The sequence below is a fragment of the Sphingomonas bacterium genome, from assembly GCF_903644135.1.
Lineage (GTDB): Bacteria > Pseudomonadota > Alphaproteobacteria > Sphingomonadales > Sphingomonadaceae > Sphingomonas.
Genome location: NZ_CAHJXA010000012.1, coordinates 1 through 22,175, shown reverse-complemented (window position 1 = coordinate 22,175; position 22,175 = coordinate 1). Strand labels below are relative to the sequence as shown.

19 protein-coding genes are annotated in these 22,175 nt (G+C 68.1%); 4 read left to right on the top strand and 15 right to left on the bottom strand.

Annotation, left to right across the window (positions count from 1 at the left end):
- The coding region (locus HUU96_RS01730; RefSeq protein ID WP_254604872.1) for a double zinc ribbon domain-containing protein at nucleotides 1-300 on the bottom strand (300 nt) is incomplete at its 3' end.
- A 44-nt stretch (nucleotides 301-344) separates the two neighbouring features.
- On the opposite strand from HUU96_RS01730, the gene HUU96_RS01725 reads away from it, so the two are divergent.
- On the top strand, nucleotides 345-1,178 hold the full coding sequence (locus HUU96_RS01725; protein WP_174291136.1) for a class I SAM-dependent methyltransferase: 834 nt from the start codon (nucleotides 345-347) through the stop codon (nucleotides 1,176-1,178).
- Between the two features lies 1 nt (nucleotide 1,179).
- On the opposite strand, the gene HUU96_RS01720 is transcribed toward HUU96_RS01725, so the two are convergent.
- From HUU96_RS01720 to HUU96_RS01660, 13 genes are all read right to left on the bottom strand, one after another.
- Nucleotides 1,180-1,569 (bottom strand): response regulator, encoded by a 390-nt coding sequence (locus tag HUU96_RS01720; protein WP_174291135.1) that lies wholly within the window; start codon nucleotides 1,567-1,569, stop codon nucleotides 1,180-1,182.
- Nucleotides 1,570-1,619: 50 nt separating this feature from the next.
- Nucleotides 1,620-3,965: an ATP-binding protein gene (locus HUU96_RS01715; protein WP_254604870.1), complete on the bottom strand. Its 2,346-nt coding sequence runs from the start codon at nucleotides 3,963-3,965 to the stop codon at nucleotides 1,620-1,622.
- A gap of 62 nt (nucleotides 3,966-4,027) precedes the next feature.
- Nucleotides 4,028-4,987 carry an EAL domain-containing protein gene (locus tag HUU96_RS01710; protein ID WP_438827052.1) on the bottom strand — a complete coding sequence of 320 codons (960 nt, stop codon included), beginning with the start codon at nucleotides 4,985-4,987 and terminating at the stop codon, nucleotides 4,028-4,030.
- Nucleotides 4,988-5,344: 357 nt separating this feature from the next.
- Nucleotides 5,345-6,874, bottom strand: a complete 1,530-nt coding sequence (locus HUU96_RS01705) for an efflux transporter outer membrane subunit (protein WP_254604868.1) — start codon at nucleotides 6,872-6,874, stop codon at nucleotides 5,345-5,347.
- Nucleotides 6,871-8,481 carry a DHA2 family efflux MFS transporter permease subunit gene (locus HUU96_RS01700; RefSeq protein ID WP_174291133.1) on the bottom strand — a complete coding sequence of 537 codons (1,611 nt, stop codon included), beginning with the start codon at nucleotides 8,479-8,481 and terminating at the stop codon, nucleotides 6,871-6,873. The genes HUU96_RS01705 and HUU96_RS01700 overlap by 4 nt, the downstream gene beginning before the upstream one ends.
- A gap of 2 nt (nucleotides 8,482-8,483) precedes the next feature.
- Nucleotides 8,484-9,671 (bottom strand): HlyD family secretion protein, encoded by a 1,188-nt coding sequence (locus HUU96_RS01695; protein ID WP_174291132.1) that lies wholly within the window; start codon nucleotides 9,669-9,671, stop codon nucleotides 8,484-8,486.
- A gap of 9 nt (nucleotides 9,672-9,680) precedes the next feature.
- A complete protein-coding gene (locus tag HUU96_RS01690; protein ID WP_174291131.1) occupies nucleotides 9,681-10,367 on the bottom strand; it encodes a CerR family C-terminal domain-containing protein in 687 nt (228 codons plus the stop codon).
- Between the two features lie 57 nt (nucleotides 10,368-10,424).
- Complete coding sequence (locus HUU96_RS01685) at nucleotides 10,425-14,636, bottom strand: translocation/assembly module TamB domain-containing protein (RefSeq protein ID WP_174291130.1); 4,212 nt, start codon at nucleotides 14,634-14,636, stop codon at nucleotides 10,425-10,427.
- A complete protein-coding gene (locus HUU96_RS01680; protein ID WP_438827051.1) occupies nucleotides 14,636-16,861 on the bottom strand; it encodes an autotransporter assembly complex protein TamA in 2,226 nt (741 codons plus the stop codon). Before HUU96_RS01680 ends, HUU96_RS01685 begins: the two co-directional genes overlap by 1 nt.
- 114 nt (nucleotides 16,862-16,975) lie before the next feature.
- Nucleotides 16,976-17,194 (bottom strand): hypothetical protein, encoded by a 219-nt coding sequence (locus HUU96_RS01675; RefSeq protein ID WP_174291129.1) that lies wholly within the window; start codon nucleotides 17,192-17,194, stop codon nucleotides 16,976-16,978.
- 106 nt (nucleotides 17,195-17,300) lie between these two features.
- The gene (locus HUU96_RS01670) at nucleotides 17,301-17,663 is read right to left on the bottom strand and encodes a hypothetical protein (RefSeq protein WP_254604864.1); all 363 of its coding nucleotides are present in this window, start codon (nucleotides 17,661-17,663) and stop codon (nucleotides 17,301-17,303) included.
- 47 nt (nucleotides 17,664-17,710) lie between these two features.
- On the bottom strand, nucleotides 17,711-18,466 hold the full coding sequence (locus tag HUU96_RS01665; RefSeq protein ID WP_174291128.1) for a prepilin peptidase: 756 nt from the start codon (nucleotides 18,464-18,466) through the stop codon (nucleotides 17,711-17,713).
- The gene (locus HUU96_RS01660) at nucleotides 18,459-18,716 is read right to left on the bottom strand and encodes a hypothetical protein (protein WP_254604862.1); all 258 of its coding nucleotides are present in this window, start codon (nucleotides 18,714-18,716) and stop codon (nucleotides 18,459-18,461) included. Before HUU96_RS01660 ends, HUU96_RS01665 begins: the two co-directional genes overlap by 8 nt.
- Nucleotides 18,717-18,817: 101 nt before the next feature.
- On the opposite strand from HUU96_RS01660, the gene HUU96_RS01655 reads away from it, so the two are divergent.
- Together HUU96_RS01655 and HUU96_RS01650 are read left to right on the top strand one after the other, a co-directional pair.
- Nucleotides 18,818-20,005: an acetyl-CoA C-acyltransferase gene (locus HUU96_RS01655; protein ID WP_174291127.1), complete on the top strand. Its 1,188-nt coding sequence runs from the start codon at nucleotides 18,818-18,820 to the stop codon at nucleotides 20,003-20,005.
- A gap of 136 nt (nucleotides 20,006-20,141) precedes the next feature.
- Entirely contained in the window at nucleotides 20,142-21,056 is a 915-nt protein-coding gene (locus HUU96_RS01650) for an oxidoreductase (protein WP_174291126.1), read from the top strand.
- 19 nt (nucleotides 21,057-21,075) lie between these two features.
- On the opposite strand, the gene HUU96_RS01645 is transcribed toward HUU96_RS01650, so the two are convergent.
- Nucleotides 21,076-21,564, bottom strand: coding sequence for an SH3 domain-containing protein (locus HUU96_RS01645; protein ID WP_174291125.1), 489 nt, complete (start codon nucleotides 21,562-21,564; stop codon nucleotides 21,076-21,078).
- Between the two features lie 90 nt (nucleotides 21,565-21,654).
- Here HUU96_RS01645 and HUU96_RS01640 point away from each other — a divergent pair.
- Nucleotides 21,655-22,175, top strand: a 521-nt coding sequence (locus tag HUU96_RS01640) for an NAD(P)-dependent oxidoreductase (RefSeq protein WP_302480210.1), incomplete at its 3' end; no start/stop codon positions are given.

Genomic DNA, 22,175 nt, shown 5'->3' with positions numbered 1-22,175 from the left:
GGTGCGCCCGCCATATTTGAGCCGCAGCGCCAGCCGGCGAGAGACGGTGCCATAGGCGACGGCGGCGCGGATGCCGGCGTGGTGGGGCGGGTCGGCCAGGCAGGCCGCGCAACGGGCGCGCTCGCCGCGGTCATAGTCGAACGGCGTGTTGCAGGCGGCGCACCAGGGCGGCCCGACGAAGCGCAGCTGGCTCCAGCAACCAGCGCAGAAGCGATGATCCTCGCCGACCGGCGTACCGCACCCCGGACACCGCGGCGGCAGCGCGAGCGAGACGACGCGGTGGAGCAATCGGCCGAGCATCGCCGGTCTTGTCGCTTGCCGCTCACCGGCGCACAAGCGCAGCCGTGTCGTCCCCGCCTCCCGCCATCTTCGACCGAGCCGCGCGCCGGCTGCGCCGCGACCGCGCCGCGCCGGGCTATGCCGAACACGACTTCCTGCGCGCGGCGATGCTCGACGGGATCGTCGACCGGCTCGCGCTGGTGACGCGCTCGTTCGGGGACGTGCTCGACCTCGGGTGTTTCGATGGCGGCTTCGCGCCACCGCCGGGCGCGCGGATCGCTCGCTGTGACGCCGGGTTCGGATTTGCTCGGGCTGCCGGCGGCGTGCAGGCCGACGAGGACCGCCTCCCCTTCGCCGATGCCAGCTTCGACCTGGTGGTGAGTGCGGGGGTGCTCGATCAGGTCGACGACCTGCCCGGCGCGCTGGCGCTGATCCGGCGGGTGTTGCGGCCGGACGGGCTGTTCCTCGGCGCGTTCGTCGGGGCGGGCTCGCTGCCGCAACTGCGTGCGGCGTTCAGGGCGGCCGAGGCAGACCGCCCTGCCGCGCGTCTCCACCCCGCCGTCGACGTACGCGCCGCTGGCGACCTGTTGATGCGCGCCGGCTTCGCGCTACCAGTCGCTGACGTCGAGACGCTGGACGTCGGCTATGCCGGGCTTGGCCGGCTGGTCGAGGACCTGAGGGGCATGGCGGCGGGCAACCTCCTGATCGGCCGCCGGGCACTGAGCCGCGCCGCCCTGACCGCCGCCGCCGAGGCGTTCGGCAATGCGGCGACGAACGGCCGCACCCGCGAACGCTTCGACATCGTCTTCCTGACCGGCTGGGCACCCGATCCGTCGCAGCTCAAACCGGCTCGTCGCGGCAGCGCCACCGCCTCGCTGGCGGCGTCGCTGAAGCGCTGACCTACTCGATCATCGCGTCGCCGCCGCGCTCCGCCAGCAGCCTCCCCATCGTCTCGAACAGCGCATCCATCGCCACCGGCTTAAACAACACGTCGTCCGCTCCCGCCGCCAGGCAGCGCTCGCGCAGGTCGATGGCGGTGTCGGCGGTGATCACGACGATCGGCACCCGCGCCTTGGCGTCGGTACGAGCGCGAATGTGGCCGATCGCGGTGATGCCGTCCATGCCCGGCATCCGCAGGTCGACCAGCAGCATGTCGTAGTCGTTCGAGTCGAGGAGCCTCAGCCCCTCCTCGGCATTCTCCGCTTCCGCCATGTCGACGCCGGCAACGTCGAGCATGTCCTTGACGACGCGCCGGTTCATACGGTCATCTTCGATGAACAACACGTTCATCGGCTTGCACCATGGCCAGAATGAGCCATCTCCATGATGCCGCTATCGCGCTACGCCGCCTGTTGCACAAGCGACGAGTGCGATCCTTGTTGCGAAAGAGTATCAAAGAGACGGTCCAGCAGCACCGGCCCGGCGACCGGCTTGGCGATGACCCGCGCCGATCGAGCGATCGCATCGGGCACCTCGCCGCGCCACAACACCGTCACCGGCGCGGCGGTCGCGCTCGCCAGATCGGCGAATGCGGCTTGGTCGACGATTGCGCTCTGGTCGACCAGTATCGTCGAGGCGTCCGCCACCGCCGGGGCCGCGTCGGTCAGGGACGCCAGCGCGACCACGCCTGGCACGCGCCCGCTCACCAGAGCTTTCAGCATCGCACGCGTGATCGGGTTCGCATCAACGATCACCACGCCGCCCCCGCCGTCTCGCTCGGCACCCTTAACGACGCTCCGCTCGGCTTGGACCAGCGGCAACGTCACCGTGAAGGTCGATCCCTTGCCAGGGGCGCTCAGGACGGCAACGTCGCCGCCCATCGCCTGCGCCAGGTTGCGGCAGATCGCCAGGCCAAGGCCGGTGCCGCCAAACTGCCGCGTCGTGCCGGCATCCGCCTGCTTGAACGATTCGAAGATCGCCTCGATCTTGTCGGCAGCGATGCCGATGCCGCTGTCCTCGACTGCGATCCGATATGCCTGGGTGTCGTAATTGACGCGCAGCGTCATCTGCCCCTCGGCCGTGAACTTCAGCGCGTTCGACAGGAGATTGAACGCGATCTGCCGCACCCGTGCCGCATCGCCCTCGATCCAGGTCGGGCAATCCACGAGGTCGAGGGTGAAGCCAATGCCCTTGCCGCGCGCCTGCTCGGCCCACAGCTTCGCCGCCTCGGCCAGCGTGGCGGCAAGGTCGAACGGGGCTTGCTCGACGGTGAGGTTCCCAGTCTCCATCTTGGCGACGTCGAGGATGTCGTCGACCAGCGCGCGCATCGTCACGCCGGCACCATGCACGACGCCGATCCGCTCGCGCGTGTCGGCGGCGAGGCGATGGTCCGCCAGCATCACCTGGGTCATGCCGAGGATGCCGTTGAGCGGCGTGCGGATCTCGTGACTGGTGGTGGCGAGGAACTCGGTCTTTGCCGCGAGCGCCTTGCCGAGCGCGGTGTTGGTGATCGCCAGGTCGTCGGCCACCGCCTTCACCCGGTTGCGGCTGCGACGCATCGTCGCCAGCCAGACCGCGAGCAGGGCGATGATGATGGCGGTCGCGATCGCCAAGCCGAAGAAGATCAACCGCTGGGTATGCGCCCGCTGGCGCTCGTACAGCGCCTTGCGGTTCGCCTGATCGCGTTGGAGGGTGGCGAGGCGCAGCTCCTGGTTGGCGAAGTCGAACCGCGCTGCGGCGAGCGCCGAGTTGGCCGAGGTCGCCAGCCGCGTCGCCTGATCGTCGAGCCGCTTCAACGCGGCCAGATGCACAACCGCGCGCGGCGCATCGCCGAGCGCGCGGTACGTGTCATAGGCAGTCTGGTGCGCCTCGCGGAACGCGATCGTTGTGGTGGCGAGATCGACGCCGGCAAAGCGTTGCGCGATCAACGCCGCGGCTCGGCGGTAATCGTGCCGCTGGTACGCTGCCTGCGCGGCGATGCCGGTAAGCTCCGGCCGCCAGGGGATGGCGTCTCCTCCGATCGCCGCCGCGTTGTCGATGACTTTCTCTGCCCCAACAACGTCGCCCGTCTTCAAGCGAACACGAGCGATATTGCCTAGAATGCTGGCCCGAAGCAGCGAGCTGCCCATGTCACGAGCGAGCGTCAGCGCCTTGCGGTACCCCGCTTCGGCTTCGGAATAACGGCCTAGTTCCTGCAGGTTCAAGGCCTTGTCGTTATAAATCGAAAGCAATAGGTTCTGGTCGCCGCTGCGAAGTGCAATGGCTTGATCCAGATATCTCAAAGCCTTGAGATAGTCATTCGCAGCGTCATACAGGCCACTTATGTATAAAAGCGCGACTGCCTGAGCACGAACGTCGTTGATTCGCTGAGATATAGAGAAGGCAGCCTGATCATCGGCCAGTGCGGCAGCAAGCTCCGCTCGGCTGGCGTGTATCCTGCCTGACGATATCAAGATATCGGCGTGTAATTGAGTGCCTGGAGCAATACGCCGAGTCAAAACTAACGCCTGCTCGATGAGTGGCGCAGCCTTGTCCACCCGGTTCATTCGGATGAACGCTTCTCCTTTCAATCTTTGTAGCATCGCTAATGCTTCGCCCCGCTCGCGGGCCGAAGTGAGCCGGTGAGCCAAAATCTCGGCATCGTTTGCTCGTTGTAGTCCTACGCTGGGGTCCACCATGACTGCAGCTTTCGTAGCAGCCGCCGCCCGATCAAACTCTTCGTAAGACACTGGACCGGCAGCCAGCAATGGTGTCGCCGCTACTATCAAGAAAGGTATAGGAAGACGAAGAAGATGCATACGCATCAATCCTACGCCCGCTTCAGTACAGACGTCAGCCTCGTCAGCGCGCCACAGTTTTCATCAGCTATCCAGCCGTCGCGATGCTGATCGAGAAAGGTGCGGATGCCCCCCACGTCCAGCGGCTTGCTGATGAGAAAACCCTGCGCCATGTCGCAACCCATGACCGAGAGCAACGCCAGCGCAGTCTCACTCTCGATACCTTCCGCAACCACCTCCATCTCCATCGCGTGTGCGAGGTCGATAGTCGAGCGGACGATTAGGGGGTCGCGATGCGAACTGGTCAATTGCGTGATGAAGAGCTTGTCGATCTTCAGCTCACAGGCCGGCATCTGCTTGAGATAGGCGAGTGACGACAGGCCGGCACCATAATCGTCGATTGCGATCGCGATGCCGAGATCGGCGACGTGCTTCAAATTGGCGATCCCCTTCTCGGGATCGCGGATCACCGAAGTCTCCGTGATCTCGAAACCAATGTTCGTGTTTCCGGCCAAGACCATGGCACAAGCCTGCTGTATAAAGGCTTCGTTGGCGAGAAGGATGGCGGCAATATTGACGAAGATCGGCAGGTCGTGACCGCAGGTGCCTAGCGCCCGTTGGTCTATAATTGCCCGCTCGATGACCCACAGGGTCAGCGCCAGGATATCGTCCGTCTCCTCCGCCGCCGGGATGAACTCGCCCGGCAGGATCAATCCCCGCTCGGGATGCTGCCATCGCACGAGCGCCTCAAGGCTGACAATCCGCCGACTGCGCAAGTGGAGCTTGGGTTGGTAGGCGAGCCGCAACTCGCCGCGTTTGATCGCGCGGGTTAAGTCAATTTCAGAAAGGGTAACCTTGCTATCTGCACTGCCCTTTCCAGTTGCAAGAAAACCGCAGAAGCAGGCTATGGCATCCCGGATCCTAGCTGCCCAACGCGGGAGGGGGCCGACGCGCAGCGTCGTACCGCCTACGGCTCTAGACGCGCGTTCCATGGTGGGAGGAACACTCATCCTCATTGGCTACAACGTAACACTGAAGAACAACTTAACAGCGTCGTTAAGAAAGATTAACAGAGCATGAAAGGATTTGATTAACGCTATTTAATCCGATATCTTTTGTTAGCGCTATCTTGGCGCAATCAAGGGAGACCGATGATGCTCAGGTATATGCTTGCGCTGGTATACGGCACTTATATCTACCCATTGTGAGTGCAGCTGGGCAGAAAGGCTTATAAGCCGCTACAATGACGGCCAACTTTCTGCCGTACCAAGCCGAACCAAGAAGCCGTCGCGCTCCCGGCACGTCAGGAGCGCACCTCTCCTTCCGCTCTGACCCGAGCAAGAATAGCGTTACCTTTCGGCAACAGTTGCCGAAGTTTCGCTCCATCCGCCGCCCAGCGCCTTGTACAGCGCCGCCGTCATCTGCCGCAGTTGGGCGTCGCTCTGCGCCAGCTGCTCGCGGGCCTGCAGTAGCTGCGTCTGCGTGTTGAGCAGGCTGTCCTGAGCGACCAGTCCGGCGCGATATTGCGCATCGACGGCGTGGACGCTGATCCCGGCGTCGGTCACCGCCTGGGTCAGCGCCACATGGCGCTGCTGCTCGGCGGCAAGCTGAGCCAGCGCATCCTCGACGTCGCGCAACGCCCCCAGCACGGTCGCGCGGTACTGAAGGTACGCCTCGTCCCGCTGCGCTTCACGCGTACGGACCGTCGCGCGGCGGCGGCCCCAGTCGAGGATCGGGAACTGCGCGGAGCCCGTCCCAGTCAGCTGCACGCTGTCGCCCTGAAACAGCGTCGACAACGAGGTCGAGATCAGCTGCGCCATGCCCGTCAGGGAGAAACGCGGATAGAGGTCGGCGACCGCCACGCCGATATCGGCGGTCGACGCCGCCAGGTTGCGCTCGGCGGCGCGGATGTCGGGACGACGGCGCAGCAGGTCGGACGGCAGCCCGGCCGGGACCGCCGGCACCGGGTTCAGTGGCGGCAGCGACTCGACCGCGAACTCGTTGTTCAACGCCGATGGGGCCTGGCCGAGCAGGATTGCCAGCGCATGGATGCGCTGGTCGATGTCGGCGCGCAGCGGCTGGATGCGTGCCTGGTTGCTGGTGATCTGCGATCGCTGGCGCGTCACGTCGATCGGCGGCACCAGCCCGGCCTTGGCGGTGTTGCCGGCGATCTCCAGCGCGCGGGACTGGCGCGCGATCTCGTCCTGGATCACCTGGATCTGCGCCTGGTCGAGCCGGAGCGCCCAATAGCTCTGGGCGATCTCGGCGGCGATCATCACCGCGGCGTCGCGCCCGTTCCACACCGCGGCATCGGTCCGCGCGCGCGCCGCCTCGACGCTGCGGCGCACTCCGCCGAACACGTCGATCTCCCAGCTCGCGTCGAAGCCGACCGAATAGGTGGTGATGCCGTTCCCCGGCAGGGCGATGCCGCTGGTTGATGTGCCGCCAGCCGCCCCGCCCGTCGCTCCACCGGCCCCGCCGCCGCCACCAAACAACGACGCCAGCGACGAGAAGCCGGCATTCTTGCTGAACTTGACGTGGTTGGCATCGGCCGTGGCATCGACGGTCGGCTTGCCTTGAGAGCGGGCGATCGCCTCCTGCAGGCGTGCCTCGCGGATGCGCACCGCGGCGATGCGCACGTCGGGGCTGTCCTGCAGCGCGCGGGTGACGAGGCTGGTCAGCTCGGCATCGCCAAACTGGGTCCACCACGCCACCGGTTCGACCGCCGGCGCGGTCGCGGCAGGAGCGGTCGGCTCGCCATAGGCCGGCGGCACCGGTACATCCGCCGCGTGGTAGGTCGGCCCCACGGTGCAGGCGGTGGTAAAGGCGGCCAGGGCGATCGCCGCCGCCATTCCCGGGATGGTGCGTATCCGGCTCAATGCCCTGCTCCTCGTTCGACATTGCCCTTCGCCGACCGCATCAGCAGCACCAGCGGGGTCAGGACCAGCACGACGATCATCATGGTGTGGAACACGCTGATGAACGCTTGCATCGTCGCTTGCTGCTGGACGGTTTGATACAGGATGCCGAGCGTCGTCATCTGTTGATCGCCGACGCTGCCACCGGCCACGCCGCCTGCCTGCGCGTACCATTCATTGTAGTTCGGGTTGATCGGGCTCAGCCCCTCGACCAGCCGCGATTGGTGGCTTTGCTCGAAATGGGCCAGCAGCGTCTGCGCCGACGAGATGCCCAGCGTGCCCCCCAGGTTGCGCGCGACGTTGAGCAGCGCCGACGCCTGCCCCGTCGAGGTCCGCGGCAGGCCGATATATGCGACCGCGCTGATCGGCACGAACAGGAACGGCAGCGCCACCGCCTGATACAGCCGCGCGACGGCGGCATCGCCGAAGCTGATGCCGGCATCGAAGTGACTGAGGTTCCACAGCGCCGCCGACTGGACCAGCAACGCGGTGATCAGGATGATGCGGACGTCGATCTTGCCGGTCAGCTGCCCCGCGATCGGCACCGCGATCAGCGTGCCGATCCCGCCCAGCGTCAGCGCCAGCCCAGCATCGAGCGCCGAATAGCCCAGCACCTGCTGCAGCATCTGCGGGATGAGCTGCGTCGAGCCGAACAGGATGACGCCGGTGATCATCATCACCAGCAGCGTCATCGAGAAGTTGCGGTTCTTGAGCAGCTTCAGGTCGACGATCGGGTCCTTGTGGTTGAACTCCCAGATGAACAGCGCGACGATCGACAGCACCGACACGATCGCCGCGGTGATGATCAGCGGGCTGGAGAACCAGTCCTCGCGCTCGCCGCGGTCGGCAACGATCTCCAGAAAGCCGAGGCCGAGCGCGACCAGCGCCACGCCGATATAGTCGATGCGCAGACCGCCCTTCAGCTTCTTCGCGCGGTCGTCCTGCACCGCCTTGGGCTCGTCGACGAAGGTCGCGACCAGGAAGAAGGCGGCGATGCCGACCGGCACGTTGATCAGGAACACCCAATGCCAGGATGAATATTCGGTGATGTAGCCGCCCAGCGACGGACCCAATACCGGCCCGACCACGACCACGATCGCGAACGCGGCAAACGCGATGCCGCGTTTCGAGGGCGGGAAGGTGTCGGCGAGCATCGACTGTTCGACCGGGGCAAGCCCGCCACCGCCGATCCCCTGGAACAATCGTGCGATCACCAGCACGGTGAGATTGGGAGCGAAGCCGCACAGGAGCGACGATGCCGTGAACAGGATGATCGACAGCTGGAAATAGCGCTTGCGGCCGATCGCGTCGGACAGCCAGCCAGAGATGGGAATGACGATCGCGTTGGCGACCAGATAGGTGGTCAACACCCAGGTCGCCTGGTCGTTGGTGATCGCCAGGCCGCCGGCGATATATTCCAGGCTGACATTGGCGATCGAGGTGTCGAGCACCTCCATGAAGGTCGGGATCGAGATGATCGCCACCAGCAGCCAGGGGTTCAGGCTGCCGGCGGCCGATCTGCTGTCGTCCCAGCCCGCTTCGCTCTTCCAGCCGGCCTTGCTCGCCACGGCTAGCGGACCTTGACGGTGGGAATGACCGACATGCCGGGACCAATCGGATAGTGGCGTGGATCGGGACCGTTCTTGATATCGAAGGTGATCCGCACCGGCACCCGCTGCACGACCTTGACGTAGTTGCCGGTGGCGTTCTGCGGCGGCAGCAGCGCGAACGCCTGCCCCGCACCGCGCTGCACTGAGTCGATGTGGCCGAGGAACTTGACGTCGGGATAGGCATCGACCTGGATCGCGACCGTCTGCCCGGTGCGCATCAGCGTCAACTGCGTTTCCTTGAAGTTAGCGGTCACCCACATCGTGTCGGGGACGATCGCCATCAGCTGCGTGCCCGGCGCGACATAGCTGCCGAGGTTGACCTGGCGGTTGACGACCTGCCCCGACACCGGCGCGCGCAGGCGCAGGTTGCCGAGCGTAACGTTCGCTTGGGCGACCTGGGCGCGCCGCTGATCGACCAGCGCCTGCGCTGCCGTGGCTGCGCGGCGCGATACCGCCACATTGGCAAGCGCGGTCTGCACCTGCCGCCGCGCGGATGCGGCCTCGGCGGCCGTCTGGCGGGCGTTGGCTCGCGCCTGGTCGAGCTGTTGCCCCGCGACCGCATTGGCGTCGAGCTGGCGCAGATTCTCGTAGCGGGCGAGGTCCTGCGCCGCCTTCACCGCCGAAGCGATCGGGCTGCGTGCCTGGTCGGCATATTGGATCGCGGTCTGACGCGACGCCTCGACCTGCGCCTGCGCCTGGGCATATTGCGCCTGCGCCTGCTTCACGCCCGCCTGCGTCTCGGCAAGCTGCGCCTCCGGCCCGGTCGGCTGCACGACGGCGAGCAGCGTGCCGGCGTCGACGTGGCGGTTGTCGACATTGGCGACCTGGACCAGCTGACCGCCGGACTGCGGCGAGATGCGGACGATGTGCGAATCGACGAAGGCGTCGTCGGTCGACTCGAACTGCCGCGCGTGCAGCCAGTAGAGGACGCCGCCGACGATCAGCACCGCTGCGACGACGATCAGGATGATCCAGAACAGCGGCTTGGTGAAGATCGACGGCTTGTCGTCCTTGTCACCCTCGTCGCCACCATCATCGCCGCCGGACTGGTCGTCCTTGACCGCCCCGTCGTCGCCCGACGCGGCTCCGCCCTTGGACTTCGCGTTCTCGTCGTCCTGGCCATCGGCGTTGTGTTGATCGTCGCTCATGGCAGTCCCTTATTGCCGCGCATGGCGGGTAGATGGCGAATGGGTCACGGCCGCGACATCGCGTCCGCAGCGAAGGTCGGCGATCACCGAGTCGATCGAGGCGTCGGTATTGGCCTTCACCTGACGCCGGATCGCCTCGTCGTCGGCGGCCTCGATCGTCTCGACGTGCAGCAGTCGCAGCATCGACGCGCGGCACAGGCGCGGCGTGAGTGCCTGCCCCAGCAGCAGCATCGTCATGATCCGGGCACTGCGTTCGTCGTCCGATCCCGTGGCGATCCGTACCAGCCGGGCGATGATGTCCAGCATCTGCCCCATCAGCCCGCCATAGATGCGGTCGAACGCCTCGGTCGGGTTCATCTGCTCGCGCATGACGAACAGCGAGATGTCGGCGCTGCCCTCGTCGGACATGCCGGCGATCAGCTGCGCGAAGATCGCGTGGATCAGCGCGCGAGCGGCGGCCGGATCATCGTCGGTAACCGCCTGCTCGGCCGCCAGCGTCTCGCCCATATTGGCGGCCATGTGAGCGGTGACGTGATCGGCGGCAGCCAGGTACAGCCCGTCCTTGCCGCCGAAATGGTAGGTGATCGACGACATGGCGGTGCCCGCTGCCGCGGCGATCCCGCGCGTGCTTGCCCCGTCCAGGCCCTTCAGGCCGAACTCGCGCGTGGCGATCGAAAGGAGGCGGTCGTGCGGCATCGACGCGCGAGGTAGTTCGTTCGAATGAACATGGCAAGGATCAAACCGGATCGTGGATCAATAGTCCTTGGAATATTTCAGGCTGGCGTTGGAGCCGCCGAACGAGCCGGCCGACGACAACAGGCTGAGCGCCTTGGTCAGCGAGATCTGGATCTGGGTGGCGGTCATCCCCTTGGCGTCGGTAACGATCTCCACATAGATGTTCTTGGTGATGTACTTGCCCGCGGCTAGGCTGGTGCCGCGCCCGGTGGCGCTGTCCGCCCCCAGGATGCGCAACCGGTCGAAGCCGGTCGCCGAGCGCAGCTTACCGAGCGGATTGAGGCCGCCGCCGCTAGACGGTTGCAGCGAGTTGAGCGCCGCCGCCAGCTGGATCGCGTCGGTCGCCGACAGGTTGGCCGGACTGGCACCGAACAACAGCCGGCTCAACACCTCATCCTGCGGCAGCACCGGCGAGGAGGTGAAGGCAATCTGCGGATGGTTGCCGGTGCCGGTGATGTTGATCACCGCAGTGATGCCGTTGGTGGTTGTGGAGGCCTGGATGTTGATGTCGGGATCGGCCAGCGCGCCGCCGCGGAAGCGGATCTCGCCCTTGGTCACGTCGAACCGCTTGCCCGAGAAGCTGAAGGTGCCGCGCACCAGGTCGAGGCCGCCGGTGATCTCGGGCGCCACGCTGGTGCCGCCGATCGCCACGTCCATCGACCATTCCGATTCCAGCCCCATGCCCGACACGAACAGCTGATTTTGCGCGCGGACGTGGAGGTCGAGCTTGATCGTGCTGACCGGCACCGGTTTGGGCCGATCGGTCGGCTTGGCGGCGCGGATCGCGCTTCTGCGGCGCACGCCGGTCAGCTCGGGCACCTCGGCCGCGCCCTGCTTGATGATCTCGTAGCGCGCGTTGGGCAGGGTGATGGTGCCCTGGACAAGGCCGCCGTCCTTGCCGTTGGTGAAGTGGATCTGGCCGCTGCTGGTCGCCGCCAGCGCGTCGCTCTTGGCGAGCTGGGCGTTGTCGAGCTTCACCGTCAGGTCGACTGGAAAGCCGCTGTCCGCCGCCAGACCGACATTGCCGGTCGCCGTGACGCTGCCGTCGCCGGCCCGCGCCGCTAGCTGGTTGAGCACCAGCCGGTCGTTGGTGAAACGCGCGTCGATCTTCATCTGCGACAGCCGGGTGCCATACGCCTCGTTGTCATAGGTCAGATTGTCGGCGCGGATCAGGCCGACAAGCTGCGGCGCGGCGGCCTTGCCCGAGAAGTCGGCGGCGACCGCGATCGCTCCCGACAGCTGCTGGTTGGGCAGCGCGGCGAGGCTGAACAGCACCGCCGACGGGCCGTTATAGCGAATGCCGCCCGCCAGCGGCGCCTGCATCAGCCGCGTCGACCATGATCCACCGCCCGCAGGCAGCGGCCGCAGCGTCGCGACGACCCGCCCGACCGGCGTCGGTCCGCGCTTGACCAGCGCGCGCAGCTCGCCGCCATCACCTGCCAGCTTGCCGGCAACGGTGATGTCGACCGGCTCCGACACCGCGGCGAGGCCGCTACGCTGGAAGCCGGTGACCGTCAGGTTGGTGGTCGCGTCGGGGATCGCCGACCCCTGCTGGCGATAGTCGAGGCTGCCGGTCGCCTGTCCCGACAGGCCCAGCGCCGGCGCGAAGGCGGACAGGAAGTTGAGGTCGAGCCGGTCGAGCCGCGCCTGCGCCGCGGTGACGCCGCCGCCGAACGAGCCGGCGATCCGTGCCGAGCCGCCATCCGCACCACCGAAGTCGATCCGGGTCGGCAACAGGCGATAGGCCGCGCCGACGGTGGTGACCCGCATCGGCGAGGTGCGGAACGGCACGCCATTGGCCTGGCCCTGCGCGGCGAACAGGTAATTGTCGGGCGCGAGCTGGCCGTTGATCGCGACGCGCAGCGGCACGCCCGACGATCCGGTCAGCAGCGCCTGCGCGGTGCCGCGGCCGCCGACATAGTTCACTTTGGCGCGCGCCGCCTCGATCACCAGCCCATTGTAGCGCGTGTCGCCGACCTGAACGTCGGCGACGATCTGCGGTGCCTTGGGCAGCAGCACGACGCTGACATTGGCGAGCGCACGGCCGATGGTGAAGTCGGCGATACCTGGCACGGTGGCGTTGTTGGCGCGCGCGGCGACGTCGGCGCGCTGGTACTTGCCCTGCGCGGCGAGCGCGACGTTGCCGGTCATGCCGTCGCCGGCGAAGGTCATCCGGCCGGTGAACGGCCCGGCCGGCGTCGCGGCGACGCGGCCCTGCGCGACGATGCCGGCGAACAGCAGCCGGTGGACGTCGACGGTCAGCCGCGGCGACGGCGCGACCAGCACGTCGGCGGTGAACGGACCATAATTGGTGCCGCCGGTCGCATTGACCTGATACGCGCCGCCGCGCCCGACCACCCGCGCGTCGAGGTTGACGAGGCCGATGCCGACGTTGGGGCTGGCCGCATGCAAGACGACCACGGGCGCGTCGACGGTGCCGGTGACCCGCGCCGACAAGGGGCCGTATTGGCTGGAATGCGCGTCGGCGACGACCGCCACCGTGCCGCGCGCCGGGTCGAACCGCCCCTCGCCGCGCGTGATCTGGAACTGTGGCGCGTTAAGGCGCAGGCCGGAGAAGGTGACGACCCCCTCGGGGCTGTAGCCGATATCCGCCCGCACCGCCGCGTTGCCGCCGAGGAAATCGCGCACGCCGCTGTTGAACAGCTTCTCGGTGCGCGCGACCACCCGGCCCTTGATGCCGAAGCCACCGTTCTTCCCGGGGACGAGGTTGGCGTCGGTGGTCAGGTCGACGATGCCGATGCTCTCGACACGGTAATTGTTGATCCGCCCCTTCAGCCCGCCGGTGTAGCGGCCGCTGCTGGTGTTCGCGACGATGATCGCGGTGGCGTCGATGTTGTCGGAGCGGATGCGCAGATTGTCCGACAGGACCGTCGGCATCTGGATGGCGATGTCGCCGTCGATCCGCGCATGGTTGGCGAGGCCACCGACCGCGGCGTTCAGCCCGACGATGCGTCCGGCGCGGGCATGGACCGGCAGCAGGATGCGCGCCGCCTCGACCCGCGCCAGCCCCTCGGCATAGAGGTTCTCGACGCCGGTGGTGCCGAACCGGATCGCCCCGGCGCGCAGCTTGTAGTCGACCGTCGGCGTCGCGAACGCGCCATTAAGGACCAGCCGCGCGAGCACATCCTTGCCCGCCAGGTTGGGCGCGATCGCGCCGGGGGTCAGCAGCTTCGCGTCGACCGCGAAATTGCCGAACTGGCTGTTGGCGAGGTCGACGATCCCGCCGGCGTCGACCGCCAGCGCGCTCGACGACAGCTTGATCCGCGTGTCCGCCTTGCGATCGTTGAGCGTCGTGTCGACGGCGATATCAAGCTGCGGGCTGGTCAGCCGCTCGACCGGGCCGGTGAGGTAAAGCCCCGGCTTGGCGGCACCGCGCACGACAATATGGCCCTTCTGCGCGGCGACGCCGAGGTTGGCGAGCTGCCCTGCGCCCAGCGTCGCGATCGCCCTGCCCTGCCAGCTGGTCCAGCTGCCCTTGCCGCCGACGGCCAGCGTCAGCGGCGCCTTCAGCGACGCCATCGTCGCCACCACGCCGCCAGTCGGCGCGTCGAGCTTCACGTCGAGATCGAGCTTGTCGGCGTCCGGCACCGCGTCGAGCGTCAGAGCCAGCTTGTCACCGCCGGCGACGCCGGGGCCGCGCAGCGCCGCCGCCTTGGCGACCAGCTGCGCACGCTTGTCGGCGATGTGCACCGACCCGTCGAGCGAAAGGATATGCGTTGCGCCGGTCACCGGCTTGGCCAGCACCAGGCGGTCGACCTTCAGCCGGTCGACGTCGATGTCGAGGTCGGGCAGCAGCGGCGCGTTCTTGTCGCTCGGCGGCGTCGCCTTCAACGCGGGCTTGCGTGCCAGCGTCACCAGCGGCGTCGTCAGCGCATGGACGTTGACGTGGTTGCGCAGGAAGCCGAACGGCCGCCAGTCGACCGCCAGCTTCGGGCTGGTCGCGAACACGCCCTGCGGGTCCGATACGCGCACGTCCGACAGCGTCATCTTGTCGTAGATCGACCCCTCGATCCGGCCGACCTTGATGTTGAGCCCCGACGCGGTGGTGTAGCCGCCGAGCTGGTCGGCGATCAGGCGATGGCCCGGCCCGGTGTCGATCCCGAACAGCACCAGCCCGATCAGACCGACCAGCGCCAGCAGGCCGATCGCCACCCATCTGGCGATCCGCTGCCATAGCGGGCGGCGAGCGACGGGCACCGCTTCGGCCATCAGAACGCCTGCCCGATCGAGATGTACAGCGCGATCTTGCTGTCGCCCGGCCGCTTGTTGAGCGGCGTCGCCACGTCGAAGCGCAGCGGGCCGAAATTCGTGTAGACCCGGCCGCCGATGCCCGCGCCATAACGCAAGTCGCCGAACTTGGGCATACTCGATTCATACGCATTGCCGGTGTCGAAGAACGGCACGATGCCGAAGTCGCCGAAGCGATAGCGCGCCTCCAGCGCGAACTCGTTGAGCGAGCGCCCGCCGACCGGGTTGCCCTGCGGGTCGAGCGGCCCCAGCCGCTGGAAGCCGTAGCCGCGCACCGAGCCGCCGCCACCGCCGTAATAGCGCCGCGACGGCGCAAGGTCATCGCGGTCGATGCCCAGGATCGATCCCGCGCGCGCCTTGCCGGCCAGGACCAGCTTCTGGCCGATCGGGAAATAGCCGTCGACCTCCGCCATCGTCCGCGCATAGGGCCGCGCGGTCCCCTGCACCGAACCCTCGGGGCTGACGTTCAGCTTCAGCCGATAGCCCTTGGTCGGGTTGAGCAGGCTGTCGCTATGGTCCCACTCGATCTGCGCCGGCAGCGCCGCGATCGCATAGTTGCGCCGCACCCGGTCGCCGATACCAAAATCGTAGACGCTCTCGTTAGTGCCATCGAGCTCGACGCCGTAATAATAGGTGATCCGCTTCTGCCAGATCGGCGTCGAATCATAGCTCCACCGCGCCGACACGGTCACGGTGTTGGCATTGAACGCATCGTAGCTCGAATGGTCGGCGGCAATGATCGCGGTGAAGGTCTTGTCGCGGCGGCCGGCATTGGCGCGGCGGAAGGTGCCGGATGCGCCCTGCTCCTGCGAGCCGGCGATGATCGTGCCGATCAGCGCGCCCTCGGGCGGGAACAGGTTGCGGTGAGTCCACGACCCCTGCAGCTTGAACCCCTCCCCGGTCGAATAGCCCGCCTGCGCGGCAAGGCTGCGCGGCGGTCCCTTGGTCTGGCGGACGAGCAGGTCCACCTGCTCGGTGCCATCGGGGTTGATCGTGCCGGTGCGCTGCGGCTCGACGGCGACGGTGCGGAACAGGCTGGTCGCGACCAGCGCATCGCGCAGGTCGTCGGTCTTGCGGCCGTCATACAGGTCGCCCTGCTTGAAGCGCGGGAAGACGTTGAGATGATCGAGGTCGAACACCGCGTCGCCAACCGTCGTCAGCTTGCCGAACGCCGCGCGTGGGCCGGTGTCGACCGGCAGCGTATAGGCCCCCGTCGCCTTGTCCGACTGGTCGTCGAGCAGGATGTCGCGGTCACCGATCTTGACGAACGGATAGCCGCGCTGCGGCAGCACCAGGCTGACATTCGCCTCTGCGCCCTGGATGCGGTCGGCCTGGATCGCGTCGCCGACCTTGAGCGGCAGCTGCTGGCGGACCAGCTCGGGCGGCGTGGTCGGATCGGCCTGCACGGTCACCGACGACAGCGTGTAGAGCCGCCCCGGCGACGCGGTCAGCGTCGCGCGCAGCTTGCCCTGCTCGGCGGCGTCCTTGTCGAGGATCGCCAGCGCGGTCGCGTCATAATAGCCGAGCGACTTTAGCAGCCGCACCGCCAGACCCTCGTCTTCCTTGGCGCGCGCCGACACCTGGGTGGCGTTGGCGGCCTTGCCATGCCCGCCCTCCAGCGCCGACAGCGCCTTGAAGCGGCTGGTCAGGTTGGTCGCGTCAAGGCCCTTCACCACCGTCTCGTACCGGATCGTCGGCGCGTTCTTGTCCTTGATGTCGGCCGCAGTCTCCAGCGGCGCGGTGTCGAAGCTAGCCAGCGGCTGGAGCGGCTGGGCGAGCTGCGGATCCTGGACGCCGGCGGGGGCGAGCGTATCGCCGGTCAGCGGCAGCAACTGCCCGGTCGCGGTGGTTGCCGGCGGCGGCACGGCGATCGCCGGCGTCGGCGTGGTATCGGGCGCAGGCGGCTTGGGCGGCACGACCAGCGGCTCCAACGGCGCGTTGATGTCGCCCGACAGCGGCGGCAGCGCGGCATTGAACTCGGCGTCTGGGACGATCGGCGCGTCGGGCATCGCCTGCCCGGTCGCGGAGGTTGGCTGGGGCGTGGGCGTATCGGTCGGCTTCGGCGCGTCAGGCCCCTTGGCGGGCGCACGGCCCGGCTGCGCGATCTGGCCGATCGCCGGGGGCGCAGCCAGCAGCGCAACCGCTAGCCAGTAATGCCGACGACGTAACCCGATCACGCGAAACACGGTCCCCTTCTTGAGTGCGGCCGTCCTCGCCCTGCCCTCAACGCCCTCGCAACGCACTATTTTCAGCGCGGTTGCAAGCCGTAAAAACCGCAGGGAAGCGCCCGCGGGCCCGACCTACCAGGTGGAAAGGCGGGTCGCGACGCGCTGAACGGTGCCGGTCAGCACCTTCGATCCAAACACCTTGCTCATCGTCGCGGTGTCGGCGGCGTTGTTGAGGACAAGGCGGGTGCCCTGCGTCTTCAACGCTTCGATAGCGCTGATCGCGACGCCCTGCTTGGCGCAGGCCTGAGTGACCTGGGCGGGGGTGGCGTTGACGTTGATGGCGCGCGACATGCTGTCTTCCTTGGCGAAAGAAGCCGCGACGTGGCCCCGGCAATCGACGCCGGGGGACGCGATCGCCAGTTGATAGGCCGCAAACGCGGTTTTATCAAATCGTTGCTCAGGCGTGACAGCCGATCAGGCCGCCGAGCGGCGCGATCAGCACGTCGCGACCGGCCTGCTCGATCCGCAGCGTCGCCTGCGGCACCGTCGCCCCGTCCTTCAGGTCGCCGCGGGTGGCGACGGTCAGGTCGAGGGTCGCGGCAAGGTCGCCGCTGCGATAATCGGTGCTGGCGGCAAGGCCGAAGCCGCCGTCGCCACGCTGCGCCGTGCGCGGCAGGTCGATCGGCTTGCCGTCGATCGTAACCCGCAGCGTCGCCGGATCGGCGCTCGCCATCGCCACCAGCCGGCGGTCGGCCGCGCTCCATAGGTAGGCGGCGCAGCCGGTCGCGGGAAGCTGCTGCCGGCCGATCGCGTCCAGCATGGGGGCCGGGCTCGGAGCCGATGCAGCCTGAAGCAGAAAGGCGATGATCATCCCGACATCAATATCATGGCCAGCCACGCCGGGTAAGCCGCCAGCGCCAGCAGCGTGCCGAGCGGCATCGCGTCGCTGCCCGCCACCCGCCGGCCGAGCAGCAGCCGCCACGCCGCCACCCCCAACCCGACCAGGCACGCGATCAGCAGCACCGCCGGCAACAGCCGCCAGCCGAGCCACAGCCCGATCGCGCCGAACAGCTTGGGATCGCCGCCACCCAGTCCCTGCCGTCCGCGTAGCCGGTGAAAGCTCCACCCCACCAGCCATAGCGACCCGAACCCCGCAACGCTGCCGATCAGCCGATCGGCCAGCAACGGTTCCACCCCCAGCAATCCCGCCGCCAGCCCCGCCGCCGCCAGGATCGCCGTCAGCCGGTCGGGCAGCCATAAAGCCGCCAGATCGAGCCCGCCGAGCGCGAGCAGCAACCAGCCGAACACCGCGCCGGCCACGCCTTCGAGCCCCGGCGCGGCCCAGCCCGACGCAGCGCCGATCCCGAGGGCCAGCAGCTCGACGGTCGGGTGGCGAGGGTCGATCGCCGCGCCGCAGCTCCGGCAGCGACCGCGTTGAAGCGCGAAACTGACGATCGGCACCAGCTCCAGCCCGCCCAGCGTCCGGCCGCAGCCGTCGCACGCCGATCGTCCCCGCAGCACCGATCGCCCTTGCGGCCAGCGCACCACGAGGGTTGCGACGAAGCTCCCCAGGATCGCGCCGAGCAGGCCTAGTCCAGCCGCCCAGGCGACCGGATCAGCCATCGCTCAATCGGTCGCGGATCAGGTAGCGATAGACCCCCAGCGCATCGATCCCGAGCAACACGACGTTCTGCGTCCCCAGCGCCCAGTCGCGCATCAGCACCGCGCCGCTGATCCACGCCACCGCGGACAGGCAGAACAGCACCATTGCCCAGCCGGTATCGCGCTTGCCCCAGTCGAGCGACACCAGGGCGGCGGCGATCATGCCGCTGATCGAGGCAAACCAGCGGACGATTTCTACGGCGGTGTTCATCCCTCGGCCCTAGGCCCGCCGGGACGCGCCGTCACCCGCTCCGATTGTGTTGCGCTGCAACAATACCTAGATCGCCAGCACAGCTTGCCAGGAGAGTGTCCGTGCCCACCGATCCCGTCGTCATTCTGTCCTATGCCCGCACGCCGATGGGCTCGTTCCAGGGCAGCCTCGCCGGCGCGACGGCGACGCAGCTGGGCGCGACCGCTGTGAAGGCGGCGGTCGAGCGCGCCGGGGTCGAGCCGGACGCGGTGGACAAGGTGTTCATGGGCTGCGTCCTCCCCGCCGGGCTCGGTCAGGCCCCCGCGCGCCAGGCGGCGCTCGGTGCGGGCCTGCCGGTGTCGGCGGAGGCGGTGACGGTCAACAAGGTCTGCGGCTCCGGGATGCAGGCGGCGATCTTCGCGCACGACATGCTCCTGGCGGGCTCGGCCGACCTGATCGTCGCCGGCGGCATGGAGAGCATGTCCAATGCGCCATACCTCCTCAAGAAGCACCGCGCCGGCGCGCGCGTCGGCCACGACACCGCCCACGACCATATGATGCTCGACGGGCTGGAGGACGCCTATGACGTCGGCCGCTCGATGGGCACCTTCGCCGAGGAGACCGCGCTCGCCTATCAGTTCACGCGCGAGGCGCAGGACGATTACGCGATCGAGTCGCTGTCGCGCGCGCTGGCGGCGCAGCGGAGCGGCGCGTTCGAGAAGGAGATCGTCGGCGTCACCGTCAAGGGCCGCAAGGGTGACACGCTGGTCGATCAGGACGAGCAGCCCTCGCGCGGCGACCCCGACAAGATCCGGATGCTCAAGGCCGCGTTCCACAAGGAAGGCACGATCACCGCGGCGAGTTCGTCGTCGATCTCCGACGGCGCGGCGGCGTTGGTGGTGACCCGTCAGTCGGTTGCAGACGCCAAGGGACTGACGCCTGTCGCCCGCATCGTCGGCCATGCCGCCTTTGCCAAGGCCCCTGCCCAGTTCACCACCGCCCCGATCGGCGCGGTCGAGAAGCTGCTCGCCAAGATCGGCTGGAGCATCGGCGAGATCGACCTGTTCGAGATCAACGAGGCGTTCGCCTGCGTGTCGATGGCGGCGATGCGCGACCTCGGCATCCCGCATGACAAGGTCAACATCCACGGCGGCGCGACCGCGCTGGGCCACCCGATCGGCGCGTCGGGCGCGCGCATCCTGACGACGCTGATCGCCGCGCTGGAGCGCACCGGCGGCAAGCGCGGCATCGCCAGCCTGTGCATCGGCGGCGGCGAAGCGACGGCGATGGCGGTGGAGCTGTTGGGGTGAGATCGGTGATCCGGCAGCCGCTTACGCTCTTGGTCGAGAACAAGCGTCGGTCGGGCCAGCGCGTGGGTCAGGTGGCTGGGCCATCGATCTGGATGCCCTTTGCTAACACCATCCGCGACGACGTCGGGGAGCGACGATGAGCGATTCCGTCTGGACCCCCGCTGCCATTCCCTCGCTGATCGGGCGTCGGGCGATCGTTACCGGTGCCAACAGCGGCATCGGCTGGCACACCGCGCTCGAGCTGGCGCGCGCCGGGGCCGAGGTGGTGTTGCCGGCGCGCTCGGCGACGAAAGGAGATGAAGCGGCCGCGCGCATCCGTCGTGACGTACCGGACGCCCGCCTCGTCACCGGCCTGCTCGACCTGGCCGACCTCGCTTCGGTGCGTGCTTTTGCCGCGCAGTTGGTCGCGGAGGATCGCCCGCTCGACCTGCTCATCAACAATGCCGGCGTCATGGCGCTGCCGACGCGCACCCTCGGCCCCGACGGCTACGAGATGCAGTTCGCGACCAACGTCGTTGGTCCGTATGTCCTGACCGGTTTGCTGATGCCCCTGCTGCTGCGCGCGGCGGCACCGAGGGTCGTCAACGTGTCGTCCTCCGCGCACGCCGGCGGCGGTCCGGTGCCGCTGCGCGATCTCAACTGCGCGAACGGCTACAAGCCGATGCAGGCTTATGCCCGCACTAAGCTCGCCAACCTATTGTTCACGCGCGAGCTGCAACGCCGCTATGCCGGACGTCTACTCGTAGCAGCAAGTCATCCCGGCATCGCTAGCACCAACCTCGCGGCCGGAACGACGGTCGCGATGAAGGTGGCGGTCACACTGCTGAAGCCGCTGATCCAGAGCGCGAGCGCCGGCGCGGAGCCGAGCCTGATGGCGGCGACCGCGCCCGACATCGAGCCGGGCGGCTATTACGGCCCGGCGGGCTTGCTCGGCATGCGCGGTCATCCGGCGCGCGTTGTCGCGTCGCCGCTCGCCGACGACGTGGCCGCGGCGCGTGCGCTGTTCGACGAGTTGGAGCGACTGACCGGCGTCCGCTACCCGGCGGCGTAGGGGATTTCGAGGAGCGCTCTCACGGCACCGTCTCCCCCGCCTCCACGCCCCACAAGCCGCCGACCTCTACGAACCCCACCTGCCCCTTGACGTCGAGCCGGCACCAGCCGCCGCCGCAGTGGCTGATCCGGCCGACCACGCCCGGCGAGACCCGCCACAGCAGCTTGGCTCCCGGCGCGGGACGCTCCAGCATCGCCACCGGCTCCCTGGTGTGGACAATCGCCGTGCGCGCGGTGCTGATCAGGTTGGCCTGCATCCAGCCCTGCGTGCCGTCCGGGTCCTCGACCTTGCGCCATTCCTTGAACACCGCCACCACCCGCACCGGCAGGTCGGGCCGCTGATAGAGCCAGTTGGCCGGATAGGTGCGCGCCGGACCGGTCCGCATCCGTGCCTTGGCGGCGGTGATCGAGGCGTAATAGGGCAGCGACGGCTTGGTGTCGGCCCCCAGCGGCGCGACGACGGCAAGGGCGGCGATCGGCAGGATGGCGTGGGCGGCGATACGGCGCATCGATCTCTCCTTGTTGCGCCCGTCATAGACCGCGCCTGCGCCGCTTCAACCATCGTTGACGCCGCCGGCGTCCCGCGCCAAGCCACCGCCATGGCCGACACCCGCCGCTGCCTCCATCCCCGGGTGGTCGTCACCCGCGAGCTGCCCGATGCGGTGATGGACCGGCTGGAGGCGCTGTTCGAGGCCAGCAACAACCGCGCTGATGCGGCCTTCTCGCGCGAGCGGCTGGCGGCGGCGATGGCGGACTGCGACGTGCTGGTGCCAGCCGTAACCGACACGATCGACGGCGCGCTGATCGCTGGCGCGGGCGAGCGGCTGCGGCTGATCGCCAATTTCGGCGCGGGCGTGAACCATATCGACCTCGCCGCCGCCCGCGCGCGCGGCATCATCGTCACCAACACGCCGGGCGTCCTGACCGAGGACACCGCCGACATGACAATGGCGCTGATCCTGTCGGTGCCGCGCCGGCTGGCGGAGGGGGAGAAGCTGGTCCGCTCCGGAACCTGGCACGGCTGGAGCCCCGGCGGGATGCTGGGCCACCGCATCGGCGGCAAGGCGCTGGGCATCGTCGGCATGGGGCGGATCGGCCAGGCGGTGGCGCTGCGCACGCG

Excerpts from the sequence above, each read along its gene's own strand:
- HUU96_RS01720 (WP_174291135.1), bottom strand. The coding sequence starts at position 1,569 with ATGAACGTGTTGTTCATCGAAGATGACCGTATGAACCGGCGCGTCGTC.
- HUU96_RS01710 (WP_438827052.1), bottom strand. The coding sequence starts at position 4,987 with ATGGAACGCGCGTCTAGAGCCGTAGGCGGTACGACGCTGCGCGTCGGC.
- HUU96_RS01695 (WP_174291132.1), bottom strand. The coding sequence starts at position 9,671 with ATGAGCGACGATCAACACAACGCCGATGGCCAGGACGACGAGAACGCG.
- HUU96_RS01690 (WP_174291131.1), bottom strand. The coding sequence starts at position 10,367 with ATGCCGCACGACCGCCTCCTTTCGATCGCCACGCGCGAGTTCGGCCTG.
- HUU96_RS01685 (WP_174291130.1), bottom strand. The coding sequence starts at position 14,636 with ATGGCCGAAGCGGTGCCCGTCGCTCGCCGCCCGCTATGGCAGCGGATC.
- HUU96_RS01675 (WP_174291129.1), bottom strand. The coding sequence starts at position 17,194 with ATGTCGCGCGCCATCAACGTCAACGCCACCCCCGCCCAGGTCACTCAG.
- HUU96_RS01670 (WP_254604864.1), bottom strand. The coding sequence starts at position 17,663 with ATGCTGGACGCGATCGGCCGGCAGCAGCTTCCCGCGACCGGCTGCGCC.
- HUU96_RS01665 (WP_174291128.1), bottom strand. The coding sequence starts at position 18,466 with ATGGCTGATCCGGTCGCCTGGGCGGCTGGACTAGGCCTGCTCGGCGCG.
- HUU96_RS01660 (WP_254604862.1), bottom strand. The coding sequence starts at position 18,716 with ATGAACACCGCCGTAGAAATCGTCCGCTGGTTTGCCTCGATCAGCGGC.
- HUU96_RS01650 (WP_174291126.1), top strand. The coding sequence starts at position 20,142 with ATGAGCGATTCCGTCTGGACCCCCGCTGCCATTCCCTCGCTGATCGGG.
- HUU96_RS01645 (WP_174291125.1), bottom strand. The coding sequence starts at position 21,564 with ATGCGCCGTATCGCCGCCCACGCCATCCTGCCGATCGCCGCCCTTGCC.